At 39.0% G+C, this 23,799-nt stretch carries 17 protein-coding genes and 3 pseudogenes; 8 read left to right on the top strand and 12 right to left on the bottom strand.

The window, feature by feature from the left end; translation table 11 throughout:
• Window positions 1-11: 11 nt before the first annotated feature.
• Window positions 12-1,007: an ABC transporter permease gene (locus JO375_RS11880; protein WP_229524670.1), complete on the bottom strand. Its 996-nt coding sequence runs from the start codon at window positions 1,005-1,007 to the stop codon at window positions 12-14.
• Between the two features lie 356 nt (window positions 1,008-1,363).
• Window positions 1,364-2,251, bottom strand: coding sequence for a DMT family transporter (locus JO375_RS11885; RefSeq protein ID WP_229524671.1), 888 nt, complete (start codon window positions 2,249-2,251; stop codon window positions 1,364-1,366).
• A 238-nt stretch (window positions 2,252-2,489) separates the two neighbouring features.
• Between JO375_RS11885 and JO375_RS11890 the strand changes: the two genes are divergently transcribed.
• Entirely contained in the window at window positions 2,490-3,239 is a 750-nt protein-coding gene (locus JO375_RS11890) for a YdcF family protein (protein ID WP_229524672.1), read from the top strand.
• Between the two features lie 104 nt (window positions 3,240-3,343).
• Here JO375_RS11890 and JO375_RS11895 read toward each other — a convergent pair whose 3' ends face one another.
• Together JO375_RS11895 and JO375_RS11900 are read right to left on the bottom strand one after the other, a co-directional pair.
• Entirely contained in the window at window positions 3,344-3,814 is a 471-nt protein-coding gene (locus JO375_RS11895; RefSeq protein WP_229524673.1) for a DUF523 domain-containing protein, read from the bottom strand.
• A 76-nt stretch (window positions 3,815-3,890) separates the two neighbouring features.
• Window positions 3,891-3,989 (bottom strand): annotated as a pseudogene (locus tag JO375_RS11900) (NucA/NucB deoxyribonuclease domain-containing protein); the annotation flags it as partial.
• Between the two features lie 263 nt (window positions 3,990-4,252).
• Here JO375_RS11900 and JO375_RS11905 point away from each other — a divergent pair.
• Window positions 4,253-4,456, top strand: a pseudogene (locus JO375_RS11905) (RNA polymerase subunit sigma-70); the annotation flags it as partial.
• On the opposite strand, the gene JO375_RS11910 reads toward JO375_RS11905, so the two are convergent.
• The 8 genes from JO375_RS11910 to JO375_RS11945 all read right to left on the bottom strand — a co-directional run bounded on the left by JO375_RS11910 (window position 4,370) and on the right by JO375_RS11945 (window position 17,228).
• Window positions 4,370-6,094, bottom strand: a complete 1,725-nt coding sequence (locus tag JO375_RS11910) for a recombinase family protein (protein ID WP_377530321.1) — start codon at window positions 6,092-6,094, stop codon at window positions 4,370-4,372. The pseudogene JO375_RS11905 and the gene JO375_RS11910 overlap by 87 nt on opposite strands.
• A 63-nt stretch (window positions 6,095-6,157) precedes the next feature.
• Window positions 6,158-6,304, bottom strand: a complete 147-nt coding sequence (locus tag JO375_RS11915; RefSeq protein ID WP_229524675.1) for a hypothetical protein — start codon at window positions 6,302-6,304, stop codon at window positions 6,158-6,160.
• Window positions 6,305-6,901: 597 nt separating this feature from the next.
• Window positions 6,902-9,250, bottom strand: coding sequence for a RepB family DNA primase (locus tag JO375_RS11920; RefSeq protein WP_229524676.1), 2,349 nt, complete (start codon window positions 9,248-9,250; stop codon window positions 6,902-6,904).
• Window positions 9,251-10,124: 874 nt separating this feature from the next.
• The gene (locus JO375_RS11925) at window positions 10,125-10,415 is read right to left on the bottom strand and encodes a hypothetical protein (RefSeq protein WP_229524677.1); all 291 of its coding nucleotides are present in this window, start codon (window positions 10,413-10,415) and stop codon (window positions 10,125-10,127) included.
• A 22-nt stretch (window positions 10,416-10,437) separates the two neighbouring features.
• Complete coding sequence (locus JO375_RS11930) at window positions 10,438-11,670, bottom strand: WXG100 family type VII secretion target (protein ID WP_229524678.1); 1,233 nt, start codon at window positions 11,668-11,670, stop codon at window positions 10,438-10,440.
• 775 nt (window positions 11,671-12,445) lie between these two features.
• Window positions 12,446-13,864 carry a tetratricopeptide repeat protein gene (locus JO375_RS11935; protein WP_229524679.1) on the bottom strand — a complete coding sequence of 473 codons (1,419 nt, stop codon included), beginning with the start codon at window positions 13,862-13,864 and terminating at the stop codon, window positions 12,446-12,448.
• 729 nt (window positions 13,865-14,593) lie between these two features.
• Complete coding sequence (locus JO375_RS11940) at window positions 14,594-15,433, bottom strand: tyrosine-type recombinase/integrase (RefSeq protein ID WP_229524680.1); 840 nt, start codon at window positions 15,431-15,433, stop codon at window positions 14,594-14,596.
• Between the two features lie 1,327 nt (window positions 15,434-16,760).
• Complete coding sequence (locus tag JO375_RS11945; protein WP_229524681.1) at window positions 16,761-17,228, bottom strand: hypothetical protein; 468 nt, start codon at window positions 17,226-17,228, stop codon at window positions 16,761-16,763.
• Between the two features lie 207 nt (window positions 17,229-17,435).
• Between JO375_RS11945 and JO375_RS11950 the strand changes: the two genes are divergently transcribed.
• From JO375_RS11950 to JO375_RS11975, 6 genes and pseudogenes are all read left to right on the top strand, one after another.
• Window positions 17,436-18,140 (top strand): hypothetical protein, encoded by a 705-nt coding sequence (locus tag JO375_RS11950; RefSeq protein ID WP_229524682.1) that lies wholly within the window; start codon window positions 17,436-17,438, stop codon window positions 18,138-18,140.
• A gap of 868 nt (window positions 18,141-19,008) precedes the next feature.
• Window positions 19,009-19,290, top strand: coding sequence for a hypothetical protein (locus tag JO375_RS11955; protein ID WP_229524683.1), 282 nt, complete (start codon window positions 19,009-19,011; stop codon window positions 19,288-19,290).
• Between the two features lie 1,090 nt (window positions 19,291-20,380).
• Complete coding sequence (gene sigK, locus JO375_RS11960) at window positions 20,381-20,929, top strand: RNA polymerase sporulation sigma factor SigK (RefSeq protein ID WP_229524790.1); 549 nt, start codon at window positions 20,381-20,383, stop codon at window positions 20,927-20,929.
• Window positions 20,930-21,338: 409 nt separating this feature from the next.
• On the top strand, window positions 21,339-21,848 hold the full coding sequence (locus tag JO375_RS11965; protein ID WP_229524684.1) for a discoidin domain-containing protein: 510 nt from the start codon (window positions 21,339-21,341) through the stop codon (window positions 21,846-21,848).
• A 357-nt stretch (window positions 21,849-22,205) separates the two neighbouring features.
• Window positions 22,206-22,362, top strand: a pseudogene (locus JO375_RS11970) (phosphatidate cytidylyltransferase); the annotation flags it as partial.
• Window positions 22,363-22,475: 113 nt separating this feature from the next.
• Window positions 22,476-23,606, top strand: coding sequence for a major royal jelly family protein (locus JO375_RS11975; protein ID WP_229524685.1), 1,131 nt, complete (start codon window positions 22,476-22,478; stop codon window positions 23,604-23,606).
• Window positions 23,607-23,799: the final 193 nt, after the last annotated feature.

Consider the following 23,799-nt stretch of genomic DNA (forward strand, 5'->3'; position numbering starts at 1 on the left):
GGTCCTCCTTTCTAGAATAAGGCGTATTCGTCGTTAAGCTTGCGGATGATATAGTTCACGGTCATGATCAGAATAAAGCCGAACAGGGACTGATACACGCCTGCGGCCGAGGCCATGCCCACGTCAAAGGTTACTTTCAACGAACGGTACACATAAGTGTCCAAAATATCCGTCGTATTATACAGCACCCCGTTGTTGCCGATTAATTGATAAAACAGATCGAATTGTCCTTTCATAATACTGCCGAGCGCGAACAACAGCAGCACGACGAACGTTGATTTGAGCATAGGGACGGTAATATACCAGATTCTCTGAAAAATATTGGCCCCGTCCATTTTCGCCGCCTCATAATATTCGTCACTGATGCCCGTGATCGCCGCCAGGTAGATTACCATGCTATAACCGAGATTTTTCCACAGATAAAACAGGATAATCAGGAAAATCCATACCCACGGTTTGTTGTATACATCCACACGTTCACTGCCAAGCTGCATCAGCAGCGTGTTCAAAAAGCCGTTATCATAATTAAATATGTTATACACGATGACGCTTAGAATAACGAAAGAAACAAAATACGGCAGGAACATCACAGATTGAGCGATCTTTTTAAAGTAACGGCCCTTCAGCTCATTCAGCAAAATCGCGCACACAATCGCCAGCACGTTGCCGAATAAAATAAATGCCGCGTTGTACCCAACCGTGTTCAATGTCAGCTTTGTCAGTGTGCCGGATTGCCATAAGAAGCGAAAATTTTGTAGTCCGACAAACTTGGCTTCAAACAGGCTGGTATTGAAGTCAAACTGGGTAAATGCATAATAGATGCCCACCATTGGAATGTAAGAGTTAATGAGGAAAAACACCAAGGTTGGCAGCAACATCAGAAATAATATCCGATTGCGGATCAATTCATAGAAAAATCCTTTTTTCCTGCCGTTTGCCAGCCTCCTCTCGTTCAGACGGGAATCTGTGGCGAGCATAGCGGAACTCTCAGGTAAAGGTTGGTTCAATGTGAATCACTCCCCCTCTGTATACGTTACCGGCAGCATGGTTTGCAGCACTACCGCCGTATCATCCCATTTTATGTAAGCGCATTCAAAACGGAAAGTGAAACCTTGCATGCTTCATGAACAAAAGAGTATCCGGGGAGTGAACAATTCGGATATTTGTGAAGTATTGTGTACGATCAGACGCCTGACAGGCGCTCTAAGCCCATTTATAGTATATATTCAAACGGCTGAGCCTGTTCCGTCTCATCACTCTATTCCTTTTGTCCTCCCTGGAAAGCGGTCTTGGCTCTACCCCTGCCAGTATATAAAAAAGGACCCTGCCGCCTGTACAGGGTCCTGCTTGCTTGTTACGATGTTCAAACCTGTCGTACTACTCTTGCTCTGCGATTAACCAAATAAATGCTAAGCCCGATCAGGATCAGACCGATGAGCAGAAAAGCCGTGATCGCTTCGCGCAGCATCAAAGAGCTGAGCAACACCGAGATCACCGGCACCAAAAACGTATAAGATGCAACCTTACTCGCATCTCCCGAATTGACAAGTGCAAAATACAGCAGCCAGGAAAGTGAGATTCCCAGTACCGTACCGAAAATCAACCCTGACACATAAGGGACATTCCATACGATGTCCGACCAGCTTTCTGTCACCGTTCCGGCCCCTGTCAACACGATGCCTCCCAGTGTACATTGAAAGGCAACCAGCCACAGTGAATCCACACGCTGGTTTACTTTTTTCACATATACCGTTCCCAGTGCCCAGCTCACGGCTGTTATGATGGCAATGATCACACCTGCCACAGCCACATGCCCTGAAAATCCTCCGACACTGACGGCTGCAACGCCCAAAAATCCGATGACCAATCCGGTTACTTTGAGTCCGGACATTGCCTCACCCAGCCACATCCATGCAAAAATGCCGACCAGCACGGGCTGGAGATACACCAGCACAGAAAACAAACCGGAAGGTACGTACATCAGTCCTACCGTTTGCAGACCATAGAACAATACCACATTAACAATACCGGAAATAGCATATACCCGCCAATTTTCTTTCCAGCGGATACGATTCCATCGAGGCGCTATAATCACCCCGAGCAACAAGCCTCCCAGCAATGTACGCAGCCCTGCAAACAAAAGCGGAGGCGTAAATTGCAGTGCCACTTTATAAATAGGCCAGGAAATGCCCCATAATACAACCAGCAGCGTGATCATCATTATTCGCTTGGCTGTCGTCAACTCTCCCATGATGCTCTCGCTCCTCTATGAAAAATCATTCGATTTTATATTTTACAGCTATAAAATAACTTTATCAATCAAAATATGTATACTAGTTGAACACGAAAAAATTATATTTATTACGGAATAGGCGGAAGCGTGCTGTACAAGTGTACCCGCCTTTAAGCAGAGGAATCGGGGCATTTGCCTGTGTTACAATATACCAAAAAGATAGATAGTTTTTATAGGGATAGGAGGTTGTCCGCACTTGATTTATATCATCAAATTTTTGTACAGCTTTGTGCTCCCTCCCGGTTTGTTTATAGTCGTCATGGCTGGGCTAGTAGTCTGGCTGTGGAAACGTGCACGTAAACCAGCTGTCGTGCTGCTCGTGGTCACCTTGCTGCTGTATGCTTCCTCCACGAATTTAATTGGAGATTTGCTAATCGGCAGCCTGGAAAAGCAGTATCCACAGCCTCGCAGCGTTCAAGGCGATGTCATTGTTGTACTGGGAGGCGGAGCCACGGAGGGAACCCCAGACATCAATGGACAAGGCAATCTGCTGGGATCTGCGGCCAACCGACTGCTCACTGCCGCCCGATTACACGAAGCAACAGGCCTGCCCATCCTGTTCTCCGGCGGACAGGTGTTTGGCGACAGTGGTAATGAAGCGAATATTGCGCAAAGGCAGCTTCTTGGACTCGGTATTCCGGCAAAGGATATCCTGATCGAAAACCGTTCCTTGAACACCCAGCAAAATGCCGTGTTTACATCTCAAATATTGAAACAGCATCAGCTCACAAAACCCATTCTGGTGACCTCTGCTTTCCATATGCCACGTGCTGCGCTGGAATTTCAACGTGCAGGCACGCAGATCACGCCTTATCCAACCGACTATCTGGCAAGTGAAAATGTTTCGCTGTATGCCGCCAAGCTCACACCGTCTGCCGGAGCCATGTCTACGACCGGTACAGCCCTCAAGGAATATCTAGGGATTTTGGCTTTGAAGCTTAAATAATGACGTGTGAATAAAACTAGGAATCGAATTATAGCAATACATGAACAAGCGTCTTGCGCATACAGGTGGTAAACCTGCAAGCTGGCAAGACGCTTGATTTTCCATTATAGCTTCTGATGCAGAAGGATTTCCGACACCTGTTCTTCCGATATCACCTTAAAACCTTCTTTTTTTAGCAGAGCCGCCGTTACACCGTTACCTGCGATTTTACAGTTTTCGAACGTTCCGTTATAGATGGCCGCCGACCCGCAGGATGGACTGTTTTCTTTTAAAACAATCAGGGTGGCGTTAACCTCTCTTGCTATATGCAAGGCTTCGTATGCACCTTTAATGTACATGTCACTGACATCATTACCCGAGAACTCGACTACCCTGGCTGTGCCGTTCAGCACATCCTCTCCCGTCCCTCCAACAATTTCAGCAGGCTCCCTTGGAGTCATAAAGCCTCCCAATAGTTCAGGACAGATCGTCACCGCCTTCTTTTCCTCCACCAACTTCTGAATGTGTACATCCAGGCTATCCGTCCCGTTATATCGCACCTTCATTCCTGCCAAACACGAACTGACCAGAATCATTGATGTCCTCCTCAAATCTATTGCACTCTTGACCCACATATCGTTTAAGTATAAACCAATTCTCTCATAACAGCACCCCTCCTACTTCACACACGGCCATCGGCCACTCATCACGGTCATATCCTTTTTGGGTCGGATACCCCTTCAAGGACTCCCCGCGATTTTCCTCAGCTCCATATTTTGTAAATCGACTCTATAATACGATTTCAAACGTGGATTTGTGTGTGTTTTTATATAAAATTTACCAATTTATGGACATGCGAATGAAGTACACATGTTTCGAACAACAGTACTCAAATAAGGTGAATCGCAAATTGTTATAGGCACTTTTAGGAGTACAGGCACGGATAGGCATCTGCCCACATACAATAAACAGACCGCAAGCCCGGTAAGTAACAAAGGCTGGTAAGTTCGCAACTACCCCAGGAGGTGTCATCCGTGCCCGGACTATTTAGCGCTATAGCTCTGTTCATCAAGGAATTGACGTTACTCGTCTCTTATGTGAAAAACAACGCCTTTCCGCAACCATTGACCGAGAAAGAGGAAGCACGACACCTAAAGCAGTTTGCCGAAGGCAATGCACATTCCCGGAACACACTCATTGAGCATAATTTGCGGCTGGTGGCCCATATTGTTAACAGGTTGTGCTCCAGAAACAAAGTAATTATCCTTTGAAAATCCATCCACCATTCTGTTTAGGAACCCATAGAAGGATAAGCTAAATTGTTTCTTTTCATGGTCATATCGGATTATAATTTCATCAATCAGATTTTCAACAATCCTTCTTTTTATCTCCGGTGCTAATTCATTGTTTAATACTTCCTGATATTTAGATACCATCACTTTAATGACATCCTCAGACATCGACTGCCGATTCAATAAAGATATTTTTTCCTCAAGTCGTCCAAGTTCTCCTTGAATTCTTTTTACCTCTTTATTTAAAGTGGTCATATCAGTTTCCAATTCTTCCTCCTCAATAACCCCTTTCCTAAACATAAACTTTATTTTCTCTCTTTCCTTTTCCTTCTCTTCTACCTGTTTTTCGAAAATACTTTTCAAATTCATGAGTTCATCTGTAGCATGGCTATCCTTTTTGGAAAGATCATTTTTTAGGTGTTCAGGATTGTTAAGAACCTTCACAATTATTCCCCATATATACTCATCAAGAATTTCAGTTCGGATCACTGGAATATCGCACTTCTCTACCCCTTCACCATACCTCTTAGGGTATTTGTTAGCACATCTGTAAATGGGATAACTCTTCTTCTCACCGTTTTTAGCTTTACCCGGATAGCTTGTTGCTTCCCACACACGTCCACAGTGACTACACTTGATTAACGATCTTAACAAATAATGGTGCTTCACATTCCGACCTGTACGTGTAAAATTAGTTCGCTTCTTTTTCTGGGCAAGTTCAAAAGTTCCCAAATCTATTATTGGAGGCACATCTACACTTATCCATTCTTCCTTATTCCTCAAAGTGTAAGTCTTTTTGGCTTTACCTGATGCTGTTTTTTCACCTTTAATCTTCTTCGTTGATCTACGGTTATAGTAATATTTACCGATATAAATTTCTGAAGTCAGGACGCGACCAATAGAACTGGCACTCCACTGCTTACTTTCTGCTCGTTTAGGAACAGCGCCCATCAAATATAAGCTCTCACCAATCTGCTTCATCGTTTTGGAGTCATGAACATACCAATGATAGATAAGTTGAACGAATTTAGCTTCCTCTTCATTGATTATAAGCTGACCATCAACAAGGTCGTATCCATAAGGTGCTACACGCATTGGCATAATTTTTTTGTCTTTTTCAACTGCTCTGAGCCTACCACGCACAGTACGTTTCTTAATTAGGGATAACTCATACTGAGCAATAGACGACATCATGTTAAAAAACAACTGTCCTTCAGGAGTATTTTTATATTCTGTATCTACGAAAATAAGCTCTACATCATGTTTTTCAAGCTCTCTGCAAATAATGAGTTTGTCGGTCAGGTCTCTTGTCAGCCTGTCGGGATGCGTCACAATTAGCGATTTGATTTTACCTAGCTTAATGTCTTGCATCAAACGGTTAAGAGCAGGACGATCAATATCCTCCCCTGTGAACCCTTCTTCTTGATAGACCTGTAGAGTATTTTCCTGAATTCCTAATTTACGTGCCTTATTAAAACAAATCTCCACCTGACCTTCCAAACTTGTACCCTCCGAAGCTTGCATTCCTGTAGATACTCTTGGATAAATAGCTGTTATGTAAGCATTCAATTGTCTACACCTCACTTTGTTTTGTGTTCATTATAAATTCTATGATCATTACTGTACATAAATAAAAAAACGATGCTGCTACACATCGTCTTCTCTTTTTGTTGATTGATTACTTATTTGTTCAAGTATAATTTCTAGGACATTCTGCAATGGTTTATCATTATTTATGTATTGGTCTGATACTGAATTAAAAACAGGGACAAAGGTGAATTCATTCTTCTTCATTGTTATACACCACCCGTCTTTAAGCTCACATGGATAGTGTATGAACGATGAGATTGTCCCTATGTCACGGCTACATCCTTGAATCATCTGATGTATAATTACCACGTTCCTCTAAGCTATGTATTTTTTCAAAGTGCCTTGCTATATGTATAATTTAAAGCTTCCCAATTTCCATTCTAAGCCTTTCTAACTTGCCACCTATTCCTAACTCCCTAAGCCGTAAACACGCTTTAAAATCGCTTCTATCTCGTCTGAGCAGTAATAATTGTCTAGAAACGCCCTGACCACCTCAATAGGATTATCCTCGTTTCATTATGGCTGTCATAGTAAATTGTTTTTGCTCTATATGTATTCCATCTGTACTCAATTGACCAGCTACGATAGCATATAGATTATTCAGAAAAAGGATGCACTAAAGACAAGCCAAACGTCATTCCATTTTGACCTAGCATCTATTCTTATTCTGTTATCTACCTGTCAACTAAATGTGCCTATTAAAGCACCTCATAATGTTACTACTCTTTAGTCTAATGATATGAGGTGCTTAGAGATGACCTTTTAGTTGACACTTTTATAATCAGATTATCAATATAAAGTTTAATCTCTATATTTAAGAACATTAGATACATATTGTCTTGAACATCCAACTAATGAAGCTATCTGAGCATTAGATAGACTTAAATCATGTTGCTTTAATCGAAGGATATGTGAAGCTTTGTCTTCTAATTGTTTACCTTGTTCTGATATTTCTTGATGATAAACGAAACCTTTTATATGTATAGGAATGTCAAACTGCTTTCTCAACAGCTTATTTACTCTTATCTTACGGTACTCCTGATTAGAAATAATTGCTGGCATGTTCATAGATAGTTTCTTAGCTAGAAATCCATAACGCCACTTCTGAAATCCTACATCATTATCCAGTACAGCTAATGAATCTAATTCATCCGACTTCTTTTTAGGTATGTACTTGAAACTGTCTCTGTATCGTTGCTTCATGTTGAAATCTGAGATATCTATATGCTCAATAATTTCATTGTCATATGTCCATCCCTTGACCTGAATTAACTCATTTACAATTCGCTTAATTTCCTGTGAAATGGATTGATTTAGACCGGGTATCTCCTCTTCTGATCGGTCAGGGAAAACACGATTTCCCTCTTCTACTCCACACAGGCTGATCAATTGTTCCCGATTAAAGTTTGAAATTGTTAAATGATTCTGATAAAAGAGTTGGCTCATCTCTTCAGCTAGTATAAGCCGCTCAGTATCCATGCTGACTATCTCATAATATCTCGCTATATTTTTGTAATGGATAATATTATTCTTACGAGACTCCTTTTGATACTGTTCAATTCTTCTCTGCATTTCATAGGGTAATTGGTCAACCCCAACACAATTGAGCAGATACATAAATATCATGATTACTACTTTGGTATTGGCCTTATTAATGTTGCGTAAATCTGAATTCTCGCTTAATAACTCCTCTATGACCTTCCTCATCGGTGCGAACACAATGGCGTTACTTGAATCCATATTCCTCATTTTAGCAAGTTGGGGAAGTTTTCTCTTTGCTATCTCATGTATCTGGATCAGCAGCCCCAATGTACCTTTTGTTTTCAGAAACCTCGTTAGGTATGGATAGTTCTCTTGTAAGTCCATGTCGTACTTGAATCGTTCCAAAAACTCAATGTTAAATTCAATAAGTCTCTCTTGATCTAATTGCCAATCTGTTTTAATCTCAGCTATATTGTACAGCTCTTTTAAATAATCGAATGCTTTATGTATAGGAAGACGTGTAATCCTCTCAATAATTGGGACAATATCATAGTGAACACCACAACGAGAGCTATGACATTTATAAAACCATTTGTCGTCATAGGAGTATATGTTTCCGCTGGTTGAATTGCTGCTATTGTGAAAAATACAATAGAACCTATCAGAATCTATGCCAAGTAGGTGCTTTAAATTTTGCCTCTTTAAGAATTGCCTGATATCATCCCGGTCTATATAGCACAGATCATCTTGGTTATCTAATCCTAGCCTTTTCTTTAGCTCTGGAAGTCCTTCGAACCCTTTGCTAATTAAAGGGATGTTACCGATATTCAATGAAGAATAATCTATTCCTACTCTGGAGGGAAGACCATTCTTCTTTGGAAGTAGCTTAGTATTTTGTATCGGCACTTTACGTGAATTAACACATAGCTGTGAATCTGCTTCTATACTCACCTTCTCAACGACAGCCCGTAGACGGATAATCAAATCTTCTGCATCATACCGAATACTTCGATTCCACTCCTCAAGTTTTATTGTAAATGGATCATTTGGAGCTTTCAGGTGTAAAGTGTCTGGCACTCGTAGTAATCGGGCTGGATTCTTCACAGCCATATCTGCGTTATATATGTAAATTAAAAGCCCTTCTAACGTTTCAAATTGATGCCTTTGAGTGTCACTATTTAGTAGATAATACACATGGAATCCGTTTTTCGTCTCTACAATAGCGCTTGGAGGAATCCCACATTGTTTTAATTCAGCAATACGGTTTCTAAATATCTTTTTATAGTTAAGTTTTTCGATATCATTCAGCGAATAAAACTTAGATTTTACCATCTCCTGTAATTCATTGGGGCTTCCAGTAAACCCAGCAGCAACAAATTCATTCTCAATCTCATCTTTGATATCCATATCGATAAAACACGCACGAAATTCTGTTATCTCATCATTTCTGTAACCGCCGCCATTAGGCAAAAAGTAAATACCATAGCCCTTTTTGTTCCATTCCTCAATTTCTTTAGCAGCTTCTTTGCTGTAGTATTTCATTTTGCTTTTATGAACCTTACTTTTAAGCAATAGATCATCGTTATTACCTTCATATATGTATGAAAAATTTGTCTTCCCGTTGTTAGCAGTAACTTGAATAAAATCTCGCGTCTCTACAAAAGCCAAAAGTATATACTTCTCCCTTCACTATATATTACTATCCATCTAAATAATCATAGTACTCAACAAAAATATCTCCATTCAAAGATAAATGAATATTTTAGCGAGTGAATGACCATTATCTCCGCAGAAATATAGACTACTCCCATTCTTGTATCCAGTTTTCAAAGATCGCACAACAAATAAACTTAACGATCCATTTTAGATAGAATGAATAAAATAATATTAAGTTTGCCAATCCTAAAAACTATTTTAATTCCATCTATCTAATCTAGTATTCATTTTTATCGACTTGCTGTGTAAATCTACTATATTGATTGTATTCGTGGTAAAGCATATGTATGGTCAACTACTCAATTTCATTTTCTTTGATCCCGTTTTACCTTCGATTCATTTTCCGCTTCATTTTGCGTCTCCTTTCAATTTATTGTTTTATTTTTCTCTATTACTCTTTCAGTATAGAATATGGACACTATCTTTGTCAACACCTTTTTACATACTATATTGATATACTTTTTAGATACACGATTTATGGTTACTGATATACGCATACGCACATATAATAGGAAGAAAAAATTTTATTGATCGCATTTCGTCGGGTAGATTGATGCATTCCATTCGTTTTCTCCAATAGACTCAGCAACATCCTTGAAAGTATATACATTATGTATAGACTTTTTTGGCCTACCCAAGCACAACAATTTGTCACGGTGGGTATTGGAGCAAGGTGATTTAATTTGACACACCTTCGTTTGAAGCAAGGTGTATGCATATACTATCCCCCTTTATTCTGATTGGATAACTATAAAAAAGCTCACTCCTTTTTATTGTTAAAGAAGCAAGCTTAACACTGACTATCTATCCTTCGTCTCTTCCACTATTAATTTTCCAAACTATAAATACTTGCCCCTACTTGAACAAGGTCAGGAGATGCTAGCTTACCAATACAAATACCAATATTTTTTCTTTCAGCCATCGAAGTTGAAATTTGAATGGAGCTAACGTTCAATATCACCTCATTTTGATCTGCATTTTTAATAAGAATTTTATCTCCTATGATTTTTTTTATTTCTGGGTAAGTTAAATGATCCAATTCTTTGTTTGTTCCTACTATGATTGTTCCTTCATCTTTTGACTCAAAAACCAAACTAGCATCCATTATTTTTTTCATATTTCAAACTATCCCCTTTTATCTATCTCTCTTCAATATAAAGTTCTCCCTTAACATCACGTATACGCAAATCAGCACTTTTTAATCGGGTTATGGCATCCCTCAGTAGCGTCATTCTTTCTATTGATGTTAAATCGGGAGCGAACCTTGCTGCTCTTATACTAGCTTGAGCTTCATCTAGCGCAAAACTTCTTTTAAATGTATCTGGAGTAACATCATATAATTCAAATGCTTTCCCTGCCTTATATGCCTCATAGTGTCCCACAATTTCATGTGCAATCGTTGCCTTGGCTGACACACGCGAGTTAGCACTTAAGGTTCCAACTCCTGTATGCTCTGCTGGTAATACATCTGTATTTATAATAAATCTATCGTACATCATACCTGTATTCCAATCATCATAAAAACCAGGTCTACTCATTATTATGTTATCCTCAGGAAAGTTTAGTGATTTAGTATATTGAATTATCTCCGTCTTCTGTACATCTGTTAATGGCAGTTCATTACGCAAACCATCTGAAGAAATTTGCCGTAAGTCCACTGCCCCCTCATACTTAAATGAAGATTTCAAACTAATCTTTGGTTTGATAACCGAACTAACTCCTCCAAACAATCCTGCTGTACCGATCATATTAGCCCAGTGTTCCTTTGACCACGCATTGGTAGGATTGAATGCTCCCTGAATCATACCCGTTACTCCAAATGTACCGAAATTGAGCATGTCATTCCACGAATCGTTTTGTTTAGCTGCCCGTTCCATGTACCCTTGGTACATTCCTTTTGGAATACCATATGACATATAATCTAAGAAGCTCCAAACCGAATCAAACTTTTTCTCATAACGTACTGAATTAGCGTCTACAAAATCCTGTCCCAACCCTGTTAAGCTATCTATTGATTTCTGAAACGCATTCCGTGTATCTGGAGCAGGAACAGCACATGAATTCGGTGGAGGTGGTAAACAACTTGCGTCAATGTTACCTGCTTCCATCAGATCTGCTAATCTGAATTTATCTGCATGATGGCGTAGTTCTTTAGCAATGGAGTCCGTAAGTGTAACAAAGTCATTCATATTCTTTTGAGAGGTCTGGAACGAATAGTAAAAGTGCTCCTTTGTTATACCCTCCCACAACTGCCCCATAAAAGAAATTTGCTGCATCAATTGACTATTCATTTGAGTTGCCGTTTGCTGTGCTAACTCAAACTGCTTGGAGACAGTCATAAGCTGCTCAGGTGTCACTTTAATTGTTGTCATAATATACCTCTGTTTGAGTTCGTTATGACATAATAACACTATTCAAATTTATGGAAAACCATCTTAATTCCTAATTGTTATGTGAAGAATTAACCTTTCTACCTATGTCTAAAGGCCTTATAGTGCGTAACGACAACCATATCCTGCAACTCAGGGATAAGCGTTAGGAGTTTTTTATAGTTATGTAGCTGCTGCTTCGTGATGCCAAGTTCCTGAGCGATATCAGCTTGTGTTTTTTGGTGAGTCAAATAATTTTACTCACCAATTCCATATTTATATTGATTATTCCCTTCCAGATTGGCGCTTCCATCTCTCACTCCATAAATTCTCTCCAGCTCAACAATACATTTTGAAGCCAAGTACAAATCAAAAAGGCTAGACGGAATAACCATCTAACCACTTGATAATAGTTGATTTTCTAAGGTCTACTGTGATCTTGAACCTGAGACCATTTTATTCTCAGATTCCCCGTGATGACCAGTTGGTTGTAATTAGAGCCGTTTTAGGAGTGTATTATTTCAAAGCCTTTTTCGTTCCGCTCCTATTTGCGTTTAAGCACCTCCATGCTGCACTTGAGGCTCTATACCATGCGAGTGAACAGGTACAGTTACAATTAACAAAAAGCTAGCCGCGACGATCAACAGTGCCATTTTTAACATTGTTCATCCACACCTTTTCAATTAGATTTTATTAAGCCCCCCCATGTTGATCGTAAAGAACAATACTCTGGTGTTGGCTATGAGTCTGAATAGGTGTAATCACGATAAACAAAAAACTAGTTACGAATATCAACAGCACCATTTTTCTTAACATCATCTATCCACACCCTTTCAATAAATTTTAAATATGCTGCCTTAGTTTCGGATACTACATAAGCTCGATAACGCTCAAACAACACCATACATTTTATAAAATAAGTCTCATTATTTAGTGTATGATAACTTACCATTGAATACATCAAATGTTTAAAACCATCAATGTAAGAACCTCGATGTAAATAATAATAAGCCAATTCGTATCCCAGACGTGCAAACTGTTCTGGGATCACATGTTGAGTATATATATCATTAAATTGAGGCAATTGCAAAAGTGAATTAACATCCGTTTCAAAACGCAGAAGTATATCATTTACGTCTATCTGGTATCGGTTTGTCATCATCATAATGTTCAACAGTTGGGTAACCCTATCTTGGTCAGTTGTATCTGACGATGCACCAATATATTCTACATAATCATATAAAGCCTTTATATCTCCAGATAAAAGCTTGTTCACAAGTACATTAGCTTTTGCCCAATGTTCAAACAGGCTGATCCAGTGTTGGGTATCCTCATCCGTCTCTTTGACCCAAGCTAAATCAGCATAAGCGTATGTATATTGCAATGCTTGTTGATAATCACTTTGGGCTTCACAGACACTTGCACACAGCAAATCGGCATAAGTGATGTACACAAACATGGGACGACTTAGCTTTTTAGAGGACTCATCATGCTCTCGACTCTTCTGTTGATGCTTCATTAAATATTGAACTTTCGCTTTCTCCTTCATTTTCCTTGCCATTTCGTCAACCTTGTCCCATTTACGCAAAGACCTATATACGTTCGCTAAATCCTTTAAAGCATCAAGCTGGTCTATTTCATCTAGGCGCTCAACAAAAGCTTCAAATATCGCTGCTGCCCTGACATTTTGGCTTTGATCGTCTCCAACACGAATCGCAAACAATCGATACTGACAAATCGCCAAACGCTCGGAGTGCTGATATTTCTCCACTTCTGCCACGTTCTCATAGAGTATCAATGCCGCTTCATGTTGACCCTGCGCGAATAGGTCTTCCGCAATCTCAAATAGTTTTGACGAATAGAGTAGATTGTCCATAATGACTCCCACCACTTTGCGGATCGTATCCAACTTGTTCAATTCTACACAGCGATGCAAAAATGGCTCGATTCGTCTCATATTTGGAGGATGGTCGATGATGAAGTTTTCTATAAACAAGTCGTAAAAATGACCTTCTGGTAAACCCATAGCCTCAGTAATTTGGTCAAGCTGGTTAATGGACATAGGCTTATTTCCTGACACAATGGCACTTAACGCTCCCCTATTCATGCCAGAAATTTTCCCAAATCGTGCAAAGTTCAAACCTTCTTGTTGGAGGTAACTGTCTAATTCTGCTCGAATCGTAGGTGTAATTTTCATGGATAAAACACCCTTTCAACATAGACTCGTTATATTATGCATAGTTAAAAAATTATGTAATTGTGAAACAAGTAGTAAAATATCTTTGTTTTATCGCTCATAATTGTACTACATTTTGGAATAAAATCATATACTTTTCATATATGTACTTAAGATACCTTTTTGGATAGTTTCCGATGATTTTATAGTTAAAGGTATCATCATTTTCTTATGTATAATTCATTGTGGTAAACAGAATACAATTCAAGGTATACAAAGTTACCAAATTGAATAGTCATGTTCGTATTCCCTTGTAATTTATCTATGAATTTACCTTAAATTCGATGTATAGCATTCAAACAATCTTCGCGATATTCGGGATGGTATCGAGTCAAAAATTAGGCTGAGTCGCGGAGTAGATGTACTAGGGGTAAATTTGCGGAAGTTAAGTGGCCAATTGATTTTTAACACCCCCCGTTCTGGATTAGGGTAAATGCGACATCGCTTCTGTAAGCTGGTCTGTAACAACGTCGTTACAATAATCGAATAGCTGAACCGTTCGTCTACAAAATAACTTCAGTGTGTAGATGGATGTGTTATGTCATTATTTGGAAATCAAATAGGCGTTTTAGGTGTAAAATATCCCCCCTCATTTAAATCATACACCAATATATGGTTATTAAACAACAAATAGCCTAGACCATAACGGTACTAGGCTTGTTTATGTACGAAGTGTACACACGTATTATATTATGAGAATGCTCTTTCAATTGCTGCAATCATCTCTTGCTCATCGGGTTTAGAATAACGACGTGTTACATTTACATCTTTATGTCCAGCCATTTCAGCCACAACTGCAATATCATTCCCTGATTTAACAAGGGTACGCACAAATGTATGTCTGAGTGCATGGGGATGTGTTCCATACTTACTTAGCATGTGCTGTACTGTTCGAACTGAGATACGTTTACGTTCATTACTGATAAACAAGGCTTCGTTTTCATCTGTTCTTGAGTCAAGGTATTTACTTATATGGTAACGCACGTCAACAGCTAGTGGTAAAGAACGTGACTCGTCACCTTTACTTTCGCGTATAATCAATTTCCCTCCACGTTCTGACATAGTTACATCACTACGATTGAGTGAGCATAGCTCAGATACACGTAATCCACATTGCATCAAAACATACACGATGGCAATATCTCGTAAAATCCCGTCCTTTTCAACTTCACGAAGTATACGTTTCCGTTCTAAGTCGCTTAGTGACTTTGGGGCTGTTTGTGTTTGTCTTTGAGGTCGTGTACGTTTAATCCGATCAACTATATCAGGTCGAGAGATGAAACGGGCATATACGCTCAAACAAGCAAACACCTTATCTACTGTCGATGCGCTCTTTCCATCCTGTTCCAAATATTTTACGTAGGCTTGAACATCATATCTCGTTAAGTCATTCAGTTCTCCTCCATTGGGTTCAATCCAGTTCACAAAAGCATTCATTATTCTCATATATGTACGGACAGTATTTTCACTCTTACCAAGCGCTTCTTGTTCATTTAGGAATGACTGTACTTCTACGCAACATTTTTCCATGCTTAACTCCTCCATATGTATTACTTCTACGACACATTATAACCCAATTGTTGCGTGGAAGTCAATTTCTACGACACATTGATTATCCATGAGTATGTTCTTTTTTTGAAGCTGCATATGTCTCTAATCAATCATCATTGATATTTATAGGGTTAGCTCCGTTCTGCTGGACAAAATGGTCAGGAGAAATAACCATCTTGAATCTCAAGACAGTATTAACCAAGTTGGTTAGCACTCATATGAATAGTTGGACATAGCTTCCAGTTCAATAAACCAACTTAGAAAAATTCCAAGCCGATGTATTAGGTTGACGCTGTGTTAACTATTGGGGGTATGCCCAAATCTGGACATACTATAGAGGATAACCCGTATCGACACCCCTATCGAAGCTCAATCGTAAAAATTGGTCATATGATCATAAACTCTTTATTACATATAGCTTTCTGAGTCATTGTGGTTCAAAATTGTGCTTGAATATATTTACATCGTACCATATCGGAAAAACAGCAAAAGAATAGATAAATAAAGGGATTTGTGAAGAATTACTTTGCATCGTGGTTTCAATCGTAGTTATCGAGAAATAATGTGTAAAAAAGATTGATATATCAAGGGGTATTTAAATTTTTATAAATTAAATTGTTCAAAATCTAAATTTAAAAAATCCTTTATTCATCTGTGTTTTTAAAAACACCGCAGACGTATCGTCAATCGTAACAAGAATCGGGGAGTGGAAGACTTATAATTGTCATTTTGATATTGTCAACCAGAATACATTTACACACTCTATCACGCTTTCTCACCTGAACCCTAATACAAATTGTTTCAAGGTTAAATCATACAAGCAGCTTTCAAAACACAGACTGACCAGCAATTTATTTTGCAACTCGGTTTAACCTAGTTGCTCCCGTACCATAGTGGTACTCAAAGCCATTTCACCTTTGAGCCTTCTAAGCTTAACTTAGTAGCCTTAATCTTATACTGAAATTGATTCAGCAGTAAACATGGAAACAACCATCACAATGAGAGGAAAAAAATATTCCTCAAAAGAGGCAAACCAAAATAATTTGGGTTTGGTGACCTCAAGAGAATATTGAAAATGGGATTGGTGAGCAAAATTATTTTGGTCACCACTAAGTTAAATTTTAAGACTCAATGAGACCCTACCTATAAGTCATTATTTCACGGTAGAACAAAATTTCGTTCCCGTTGAAATGAATAGCTGAAGCATAGGCTTTTCTCATTATGTGAAATCCCTTGGTATCATTAGGTTGGACGCAACGTAAAACTTTTACGAAATTAGGGTTATTTCAAGATGAAAAAAGCCTCATCACCTCTCAACAAAATACCTATTGGTCATATACCAAGCCTTACCTTTCACTGTATCCACCATACCCTTTTTACTATCCAGAAACACGATATCACCACATTCTTTACAGCCCCACTTACTCCTCTTGTACGCTGACTCCTCTATATAGGAAGCTCCACATTTACATTCTACCTGAATTAATGTCTTGTACTGGCTATATGCGTCTGCTAACTGTTCACTGACTTTACTTGCTGCTGTTGGCTGCTGTGCTACATGTTCCCTTTGCTCAGAAAATTCATTATGTACCTTAAAATCTGCCACAAGCTCAGGATTTAAACCAAAGTGTTCTTTGCCTACTGTTGTTACATATTTGCTTCCTACACGATAAGACTCTATCCATTCCTGTATTTGTTTGCTGGATAGACTGACTGTTCCTTTAATACCGCTGTTCAGTGTATAGGTCATTGTGTGATGCTGGTTTTGGTTCATGTTTAGATCATCATCTCCAGTTCTTAACATCAAGATTTTTCATTACTTTTGCTTATAAAATACGAATTATTTTTAGTATCAAAAACTATTATTCCTACTATTTGATAGTTTATTTTATTTATGGTAGAATATTCCCTGTAAATCAAATCCATTGTAAGGATGACATTGGTATTGTTTTACTATCATAATTAAGGAGTGGTTTTCAAAGTGAAAAAGATGCTGAATTTGTTTGTTGTGTTTGCATTAATTATTGTAGTATTCCCCTTCTCTGCTAAGGCTCAGGAAACTAATGCATTGACTATTAACACCCCTGAAGACTACATTAATTATTTAAAACAAAATAGGAATGGACTCAACTCTCAAATCATCAATAACGAGTCCTCTAATATTCTACAAAAATTCACCAGTTTGTCCAAAGAAAATCAGCAAAAATTTGTAGACTACATGAACAACCCTGAAGCAATTAAATCTATTTTTAATGCAATGCAAAGCGGTGAAAATGCAGACCTATACAATGGAGACATAAAAGTAAGAGTAACCAAGAGCAAACCCGCAAACACTACTTCAGCTTTTACTACCATCTATAAACCTGAAGCAGAAACAGAAGCTACTACTTTTGGCATTACAGTTATTTCAACTAAAGTATATGTACAGTACAGTGTTACAAGTGGAAAAATAACTCAAATATTAAACGCTGGAGGGTTAGTTACTAGAAATTGGGTTCCATTTGCTAATATCTCCGTTAAAGAGGATAAACCGTTCATTACCTCAGACAAAAACAGAGCTTACGAAACAGTATATTTCACATGGAACTTTATACACAAATCTTTAGGCGCAGTGATCGGAACTGGCACTCATACGATGTGGGGATTCCCTGACGGTTCTTACAATTCATCATTTACAAAGTCATAATAAAAGGATTATAGCTATGAGAAAAAAAACATATGTCATTATAGGGATAGTACTTGGCATACTCCTTCTATTATTTTTACTATCCATATCTTTGTATAGTAACTGGCACAGTTAACAAAAAAGGAAGCGTTAGAGGTCATTTCCTCAGCGCTTCTTTTTTCATAGTAAGAGAAAGGTTTTATAATTTAGCTTCAGTCAGCGTTTTTAAAATTCCAATAAATGACTCGTCAATCGACATAATAATTCCATTTACTTCTTTACTAAATTGAGACTAGTGAGCTTATTTTCCTGTTGTGTGATTCTTAGTAGATTTTATAAGATCTGCTTCCTAATCTCTAACCTTCTCTCAAGTCCTACGTCCCTCCCTGCTGCCTCTTTCACCAACTGTCTATTCAACCGATCCATATCCATGTTACATCACCATTCTGTTGGTCTGAGCTAATGTTTTGAGACTGATTAACTGACCATCCCAAGTCTGTAAAAAAAGCTTCCCTTTAATGAGTCGTCCACATTTATACATTGGTTATCACTCCTTTATTGATTTGATAGGATATATTGTCAACGTTATAGTGTTGATTATGATGATAAAATGACTCTTTTACATTTTGATTTTGAGTATCGTTCATAGGATATTAAAGCCCCAAAAAGGTTACTGAAGCCCACAAAATGTTATCATTGCCTTGTTATATGATAAAATTAGACAGGCTTATTTGTCATTGAGTTTATTTAATAGTTAAGGTGCGTTATTTTTGACGCGCCCATATTTGGGGAGGATGAAATTTCGTGTCGGCAAGGGGATTTTTATTACACATTGTTTTACTTTTGTATATTGGATATAATTAACTATCTTGATCTTCGGAGGTTACATATGGATAAAAAGAAAATGCTGTTTGAACTATTAGTGACTATAAAGCATTTAGATGAGCTAGAATCAGAAGTTCATAATCCTAGAATTGGAGTTTCCAAAGACAATGTTTGGTCAGTGATTAAAGAGATTTGTAATTTTCAAATAGAAGGTTCATTAAATCAAAAAATTCTTGAGTATGTGTCAGAGACTGTGGCTAAAATTGAGATGAACCATGAAGATCTCTATGAACATTTAATTGGCTATTTATTAAATTCTAAGATTGAAATTGTTGAGGACTTTTAGGATTAGGGCAAATGCTCCTAATCTTTATCATAGTCCTCTTTCTTTGTGATTAAATTTAGTTATATAAATTGATATTTAAGTTTTTAAATAGTTAATCCATGTCACGATCAATACTAAACTATACTATCAGCTATGAACCCTGTGGAAAATTTTCCACACCCTTCTTAACTACGACAGTCCAAAGTTGGGCACCCCCCATTTAGTTACAACTCACACACAGTAATGTTGTGGGATGTCTCATCATTTGAATTCTTTGAACCTCCTAAGTTTAACTTAGTAGCCTAATGCTGAAATTGATTCAATAGCAACAGTTTGTCCTAAGATAAACTTAGGACACATATGAAATTCAATGCTAATACATATTGGGAGAACGAAATTTCGTTCCCCATCCCCCCGTCCAACGGTCGTTTACCAGTTTCACACTATTATCAGACTGGCTAGGGATCCCTCTGCGCTCTCTATTCTCTGCAATAAGACGATACTCTGCTTCCCACTCGTCAAGGTGAAATCCAATCAGCTCAAAAGCGACGATGTCGTCGTATTTGTATATAAAAAAATCCAGTCACCGTCAATATGGGGGCAACTGGATGGTAAAATTGGTGTTTTATATAGTTTTGGTGTGGGTTCGGTATCATTGCCTCTAAGACTTTCATACGTTCATTATAAGGCATTTATTTCGGAATTCGGAAAATGGATTTATTTGTGAATAATGCGAATTAAAAAACCATCCAATGAAGATGGCTTAGATTTGATTAATGACTAAACACAGGCATAAAGTTATTTGCTAATGACCTTAACAAATCAGCAAACATATTTGATTTCTTCTACTAAATGTTCGAAGAATAAAACAATACCTGCGAACATAATAACAGCTATAACTATTTGTAATGTACTCTTCCTTATTTCACACATAAGTTGTCCCAATTGATTTGATACCTATATTTACATTTTGGATGTATGGCGGTCAAATCTGATGCTCGTCCTATTAAATCATAATGAACTTATTCTCTTTAGGCACAAGCTTTCTTGGTTTATTGGAGCCTTTGGAGAACTCCTCAATTTCAAAAACTCCACGGAAATAAAGGGCTAACTGCACGTCATCATTACTTTGTTTTGTATTTATATCTTCAAAAAATTTGATAACACCGGAGAAGATTTGGAGGACCTTATATCCATCGGCACCATCGGACTGATCAAGGCCATCGAAAGCTTTCAGACCGGGAAAGGCACGAAGCTGGCAACATTTGCAGCCCGTTGTATTGAAAATGAAATTCTGATGCATTTGCGTTCTCTCAAAAAAACACGCAAAGACGTGTCTCTCCATGATCCTATAGGAACGGATAAAGAGGGAAACGAAATTACATTAATCGATATCCTCGGCACTGAGACAGACGATATTGTAGATAAGGTACAGCTGAAAATCGAAAAGAGTAAAATCTATCGCAACCTGGATATTTTAGATGAGCGTGAAAAAGAGGTCGTGATTGGACGATTCGGCCTGGAAGCCGGGGGAGAAGAACGGACACAGCGGGAAATTGCCCGAGAGCTGGGGATTTCGCGTTCGTATGTATCACGGATTGAAAAGCGTGCGCTGATGAAGTTATACCATGAGTTTTACAAGCAGAAGGGTAATGGTTAAGGAGAAGGGTAGAATAGCACATGATTTAAAGGCTCTAAAACAGGGCCTTTTCTCACGATTAGAGATTCAAAAAGCTAATGTTCCATACTGATGTTAAGAACACGCCATGTTTACTTATACTGTATGTGTCGTCATCGATAGCATCTAAACAAGAACTGTGTATACACTGCTTTGTACTCATGTGCAAATAAAACAATGAGGCGCTATATCTAACCCGGGTTTAGCTTCCTGCCAATTGGAGCTATGAAGACGATTATCTCTATCTGTTGATGATATCTTAACTTGTTTATTCAAGGCAATCACAGTATGTATTTCTATGATCAAGGAATACATTTATTGAAAGATTCATATAAATATATAACAACATTCTTAACAAATTAACTAACTTAACTAATGGAGGAAACGCAACATGGCCAAATTCAGTCAAAATCCGAATGATTATTCGTTTTCCATGGAACCTGTCGTCATAGCTGAGGAAAATGTTTCAACAAACGGCGATTCCAAAAATACCTTTCCGAAAAATGTTTTAGTCGATAATAATCTCTATTGGGAGAGCAGCTTAAACGGCAAAGGCGGAGAAATCATTTTTAAATTAGACGAAGGCAAAACGATCAATGATATCCTTTTGGCCCAGCCATCTTCCAGAGCTTTTATTCTTTCGTTTTCTTTTCATGGCTCTAATGATGGAGAAAACTGGTTTAGATTAGGCCAAGTCGAGACTTTGCCAACTGCTGCAAAAACAACTTATCAATTTAGTAATGAGATTCCGTTTCAATATTATAAGATCACTGTACTTTCATCCGGATCGAATAATTCAACTACTTATTATGGCATACGATACATTCAACTCAGAAGCGCGCTCATCAATGGCGTTCCTGCTTACAGATCTTCCCATATTAATCCTGCTATTATTGAATAAACCGAGTACACAACAAAGGGGCTGGCTAATCCGGCTGTGAGTAACTAAATACAATTGCCTTGCGGAAAGAAGTAACATGTTTAAAGATGAAGAACAACGTCCTAAAGTACTAACACAAAAGCTCTTAAGACAATGTAAAAAAGCATACATTATACCTGACTAGGGACAATGTATGCTTTTTCAGTCTACTTTCATCTCACCAGCAAGATTTCATTCAGTAATGTCTAATTGCCTTATAACCATAACTGTATCTTCGTCCCTCAATCATCTGTGTCAACCAACGTCGTAGAAGCCGGGAACAGCTATGCCGAATTGGCTATGAGGAGAACGGCAACGCCATTAAGCTGAAGTTAAAAGTTCATCGGCAGCCTGACCAGATCTGTGCTTTTGCTTATCGGCGGCAACGAACAAAGCCCAAGCCTTGAAGAAAAGCTACCTAAGCCTGGTTGACAGCTTGACCTTCACTTCACCAGTATTTTTTCACGTGACGCGGTATTTTTTTGATTTTATGTAGGGAGTGCGCAGGCTCCTTTTTCGTCTCCAGGTGAAGCTTGTCTATGGGAAGACCCGGTCATTTTTGCGGGGAAGAGACATATACCTATAGGAATACTTTGGTCTGGAGGGGGGATGCGCTTGCGTTCTCATATGATGTTCCATTGGAGCCGGTTGGATTGGAGTTTTCCGAATCTCAGGATGAAGGAGGAATTTGAAGCGCACCAGTATTGGAAAAATGCGATCCTCGTCGGCGTCAAAGTCGATCAGCAAGGGCACTATTACGTCTGCATTCCCCGTCTCGCCCCGGGCATTCCCGCCACGATGAATAGAATTGTTATCCAAGACGGTCCCCCCCTCCTGGAGGCTTTCCCCAGTTGGGAGTGGAATGAAGCCGGGAATGTGCGGGCGATGAGGTCCATTCAGGGATATGAAATCGATGAGCTCAACCGGATCTGGCTGCTGGATCAAGGAAAAATCGCTTACGCCCCTTCGCCCGAAGGCTCGCAGAAGCTGCTTGTCTGGGATTTGAATACGCACCGCATGATCGACGTTATCCCGATTCCCAATGAGATCGCTTCATATCGAACCTCTTTTTTGAACGATTTGGTCGTCGACAATAAGAACGGCTTCGTCTATATTACCGATTCCGGCAATGGCTGGCCGGATCACCCGGTGGCTGGCGGCATCATCGTGTACAACATGCGGACTCGATCGCTCAGACGGGTGCTGGACCGGCAATTCAGCACGCAGGATCTTCCCGGTTTTCATTTTGCCATTGACAATAAGCCGGTGCTAAACCGCGCCGGCGTGGATGGTATCGCCTTGTCCGCCGATCGTTCCACCTTGTACTATTGCCCGCTGACCGGACGCAATCTCTATGCCATCAATACCTCCGTCTTGATGGATTTTCAGGCTCCGTCCGAAAAAATCCACCGGGCCGTACAGGCGATAGGAAGTAAAAGAACCACAACGGATGGGATGCATGCCGATGCCCAAGGAAATGTTTTTTACACGATGCTGGAGGGGAAGGGCATTGGGATGTACAGCCCCTACAGCGAAACGTTCCACGATCTCGTATCGGACGATCGGATGGTGTGGGTGGATGGGATAGCTTTTGATCAGCAGGGCTCCATCCTGTTCAACAGCAACCGGCTGCATGAAATCACGGGCGGGTACGACATCGATTGGACTTATCCGTATAACTTTGTGATTTGGAAAGCTTTTGCGGGTCAAGGAGTCAAGTCGTATTTGTACGCCCAGTAGATAGCCCCTAAATCATTTAACTGGAATGCCTCCCGTTATTTTTAATGAAATCAATTGTTTTTCAGTGAAAGTGTCCAGATTAGATGGAGTATTTCCAGCTAAATTGACGATTTGACGGAAAATAAAAAAATAACAGGAGGATTTTCCGGATCCATAACCATATCACCTTTGCAAAAAGTATCAATTATGATAC

The sequence above is a fragment of the Paenibacillus farraposensis genome, from assembly GCF_020736845.1.
Taxonomy (GTDB): Bacteria; Bacillota; Bacilli; order Paenibacillales; family Paenibacillaceae; genus Paenibacillus; species Paenibacillus farraposensis.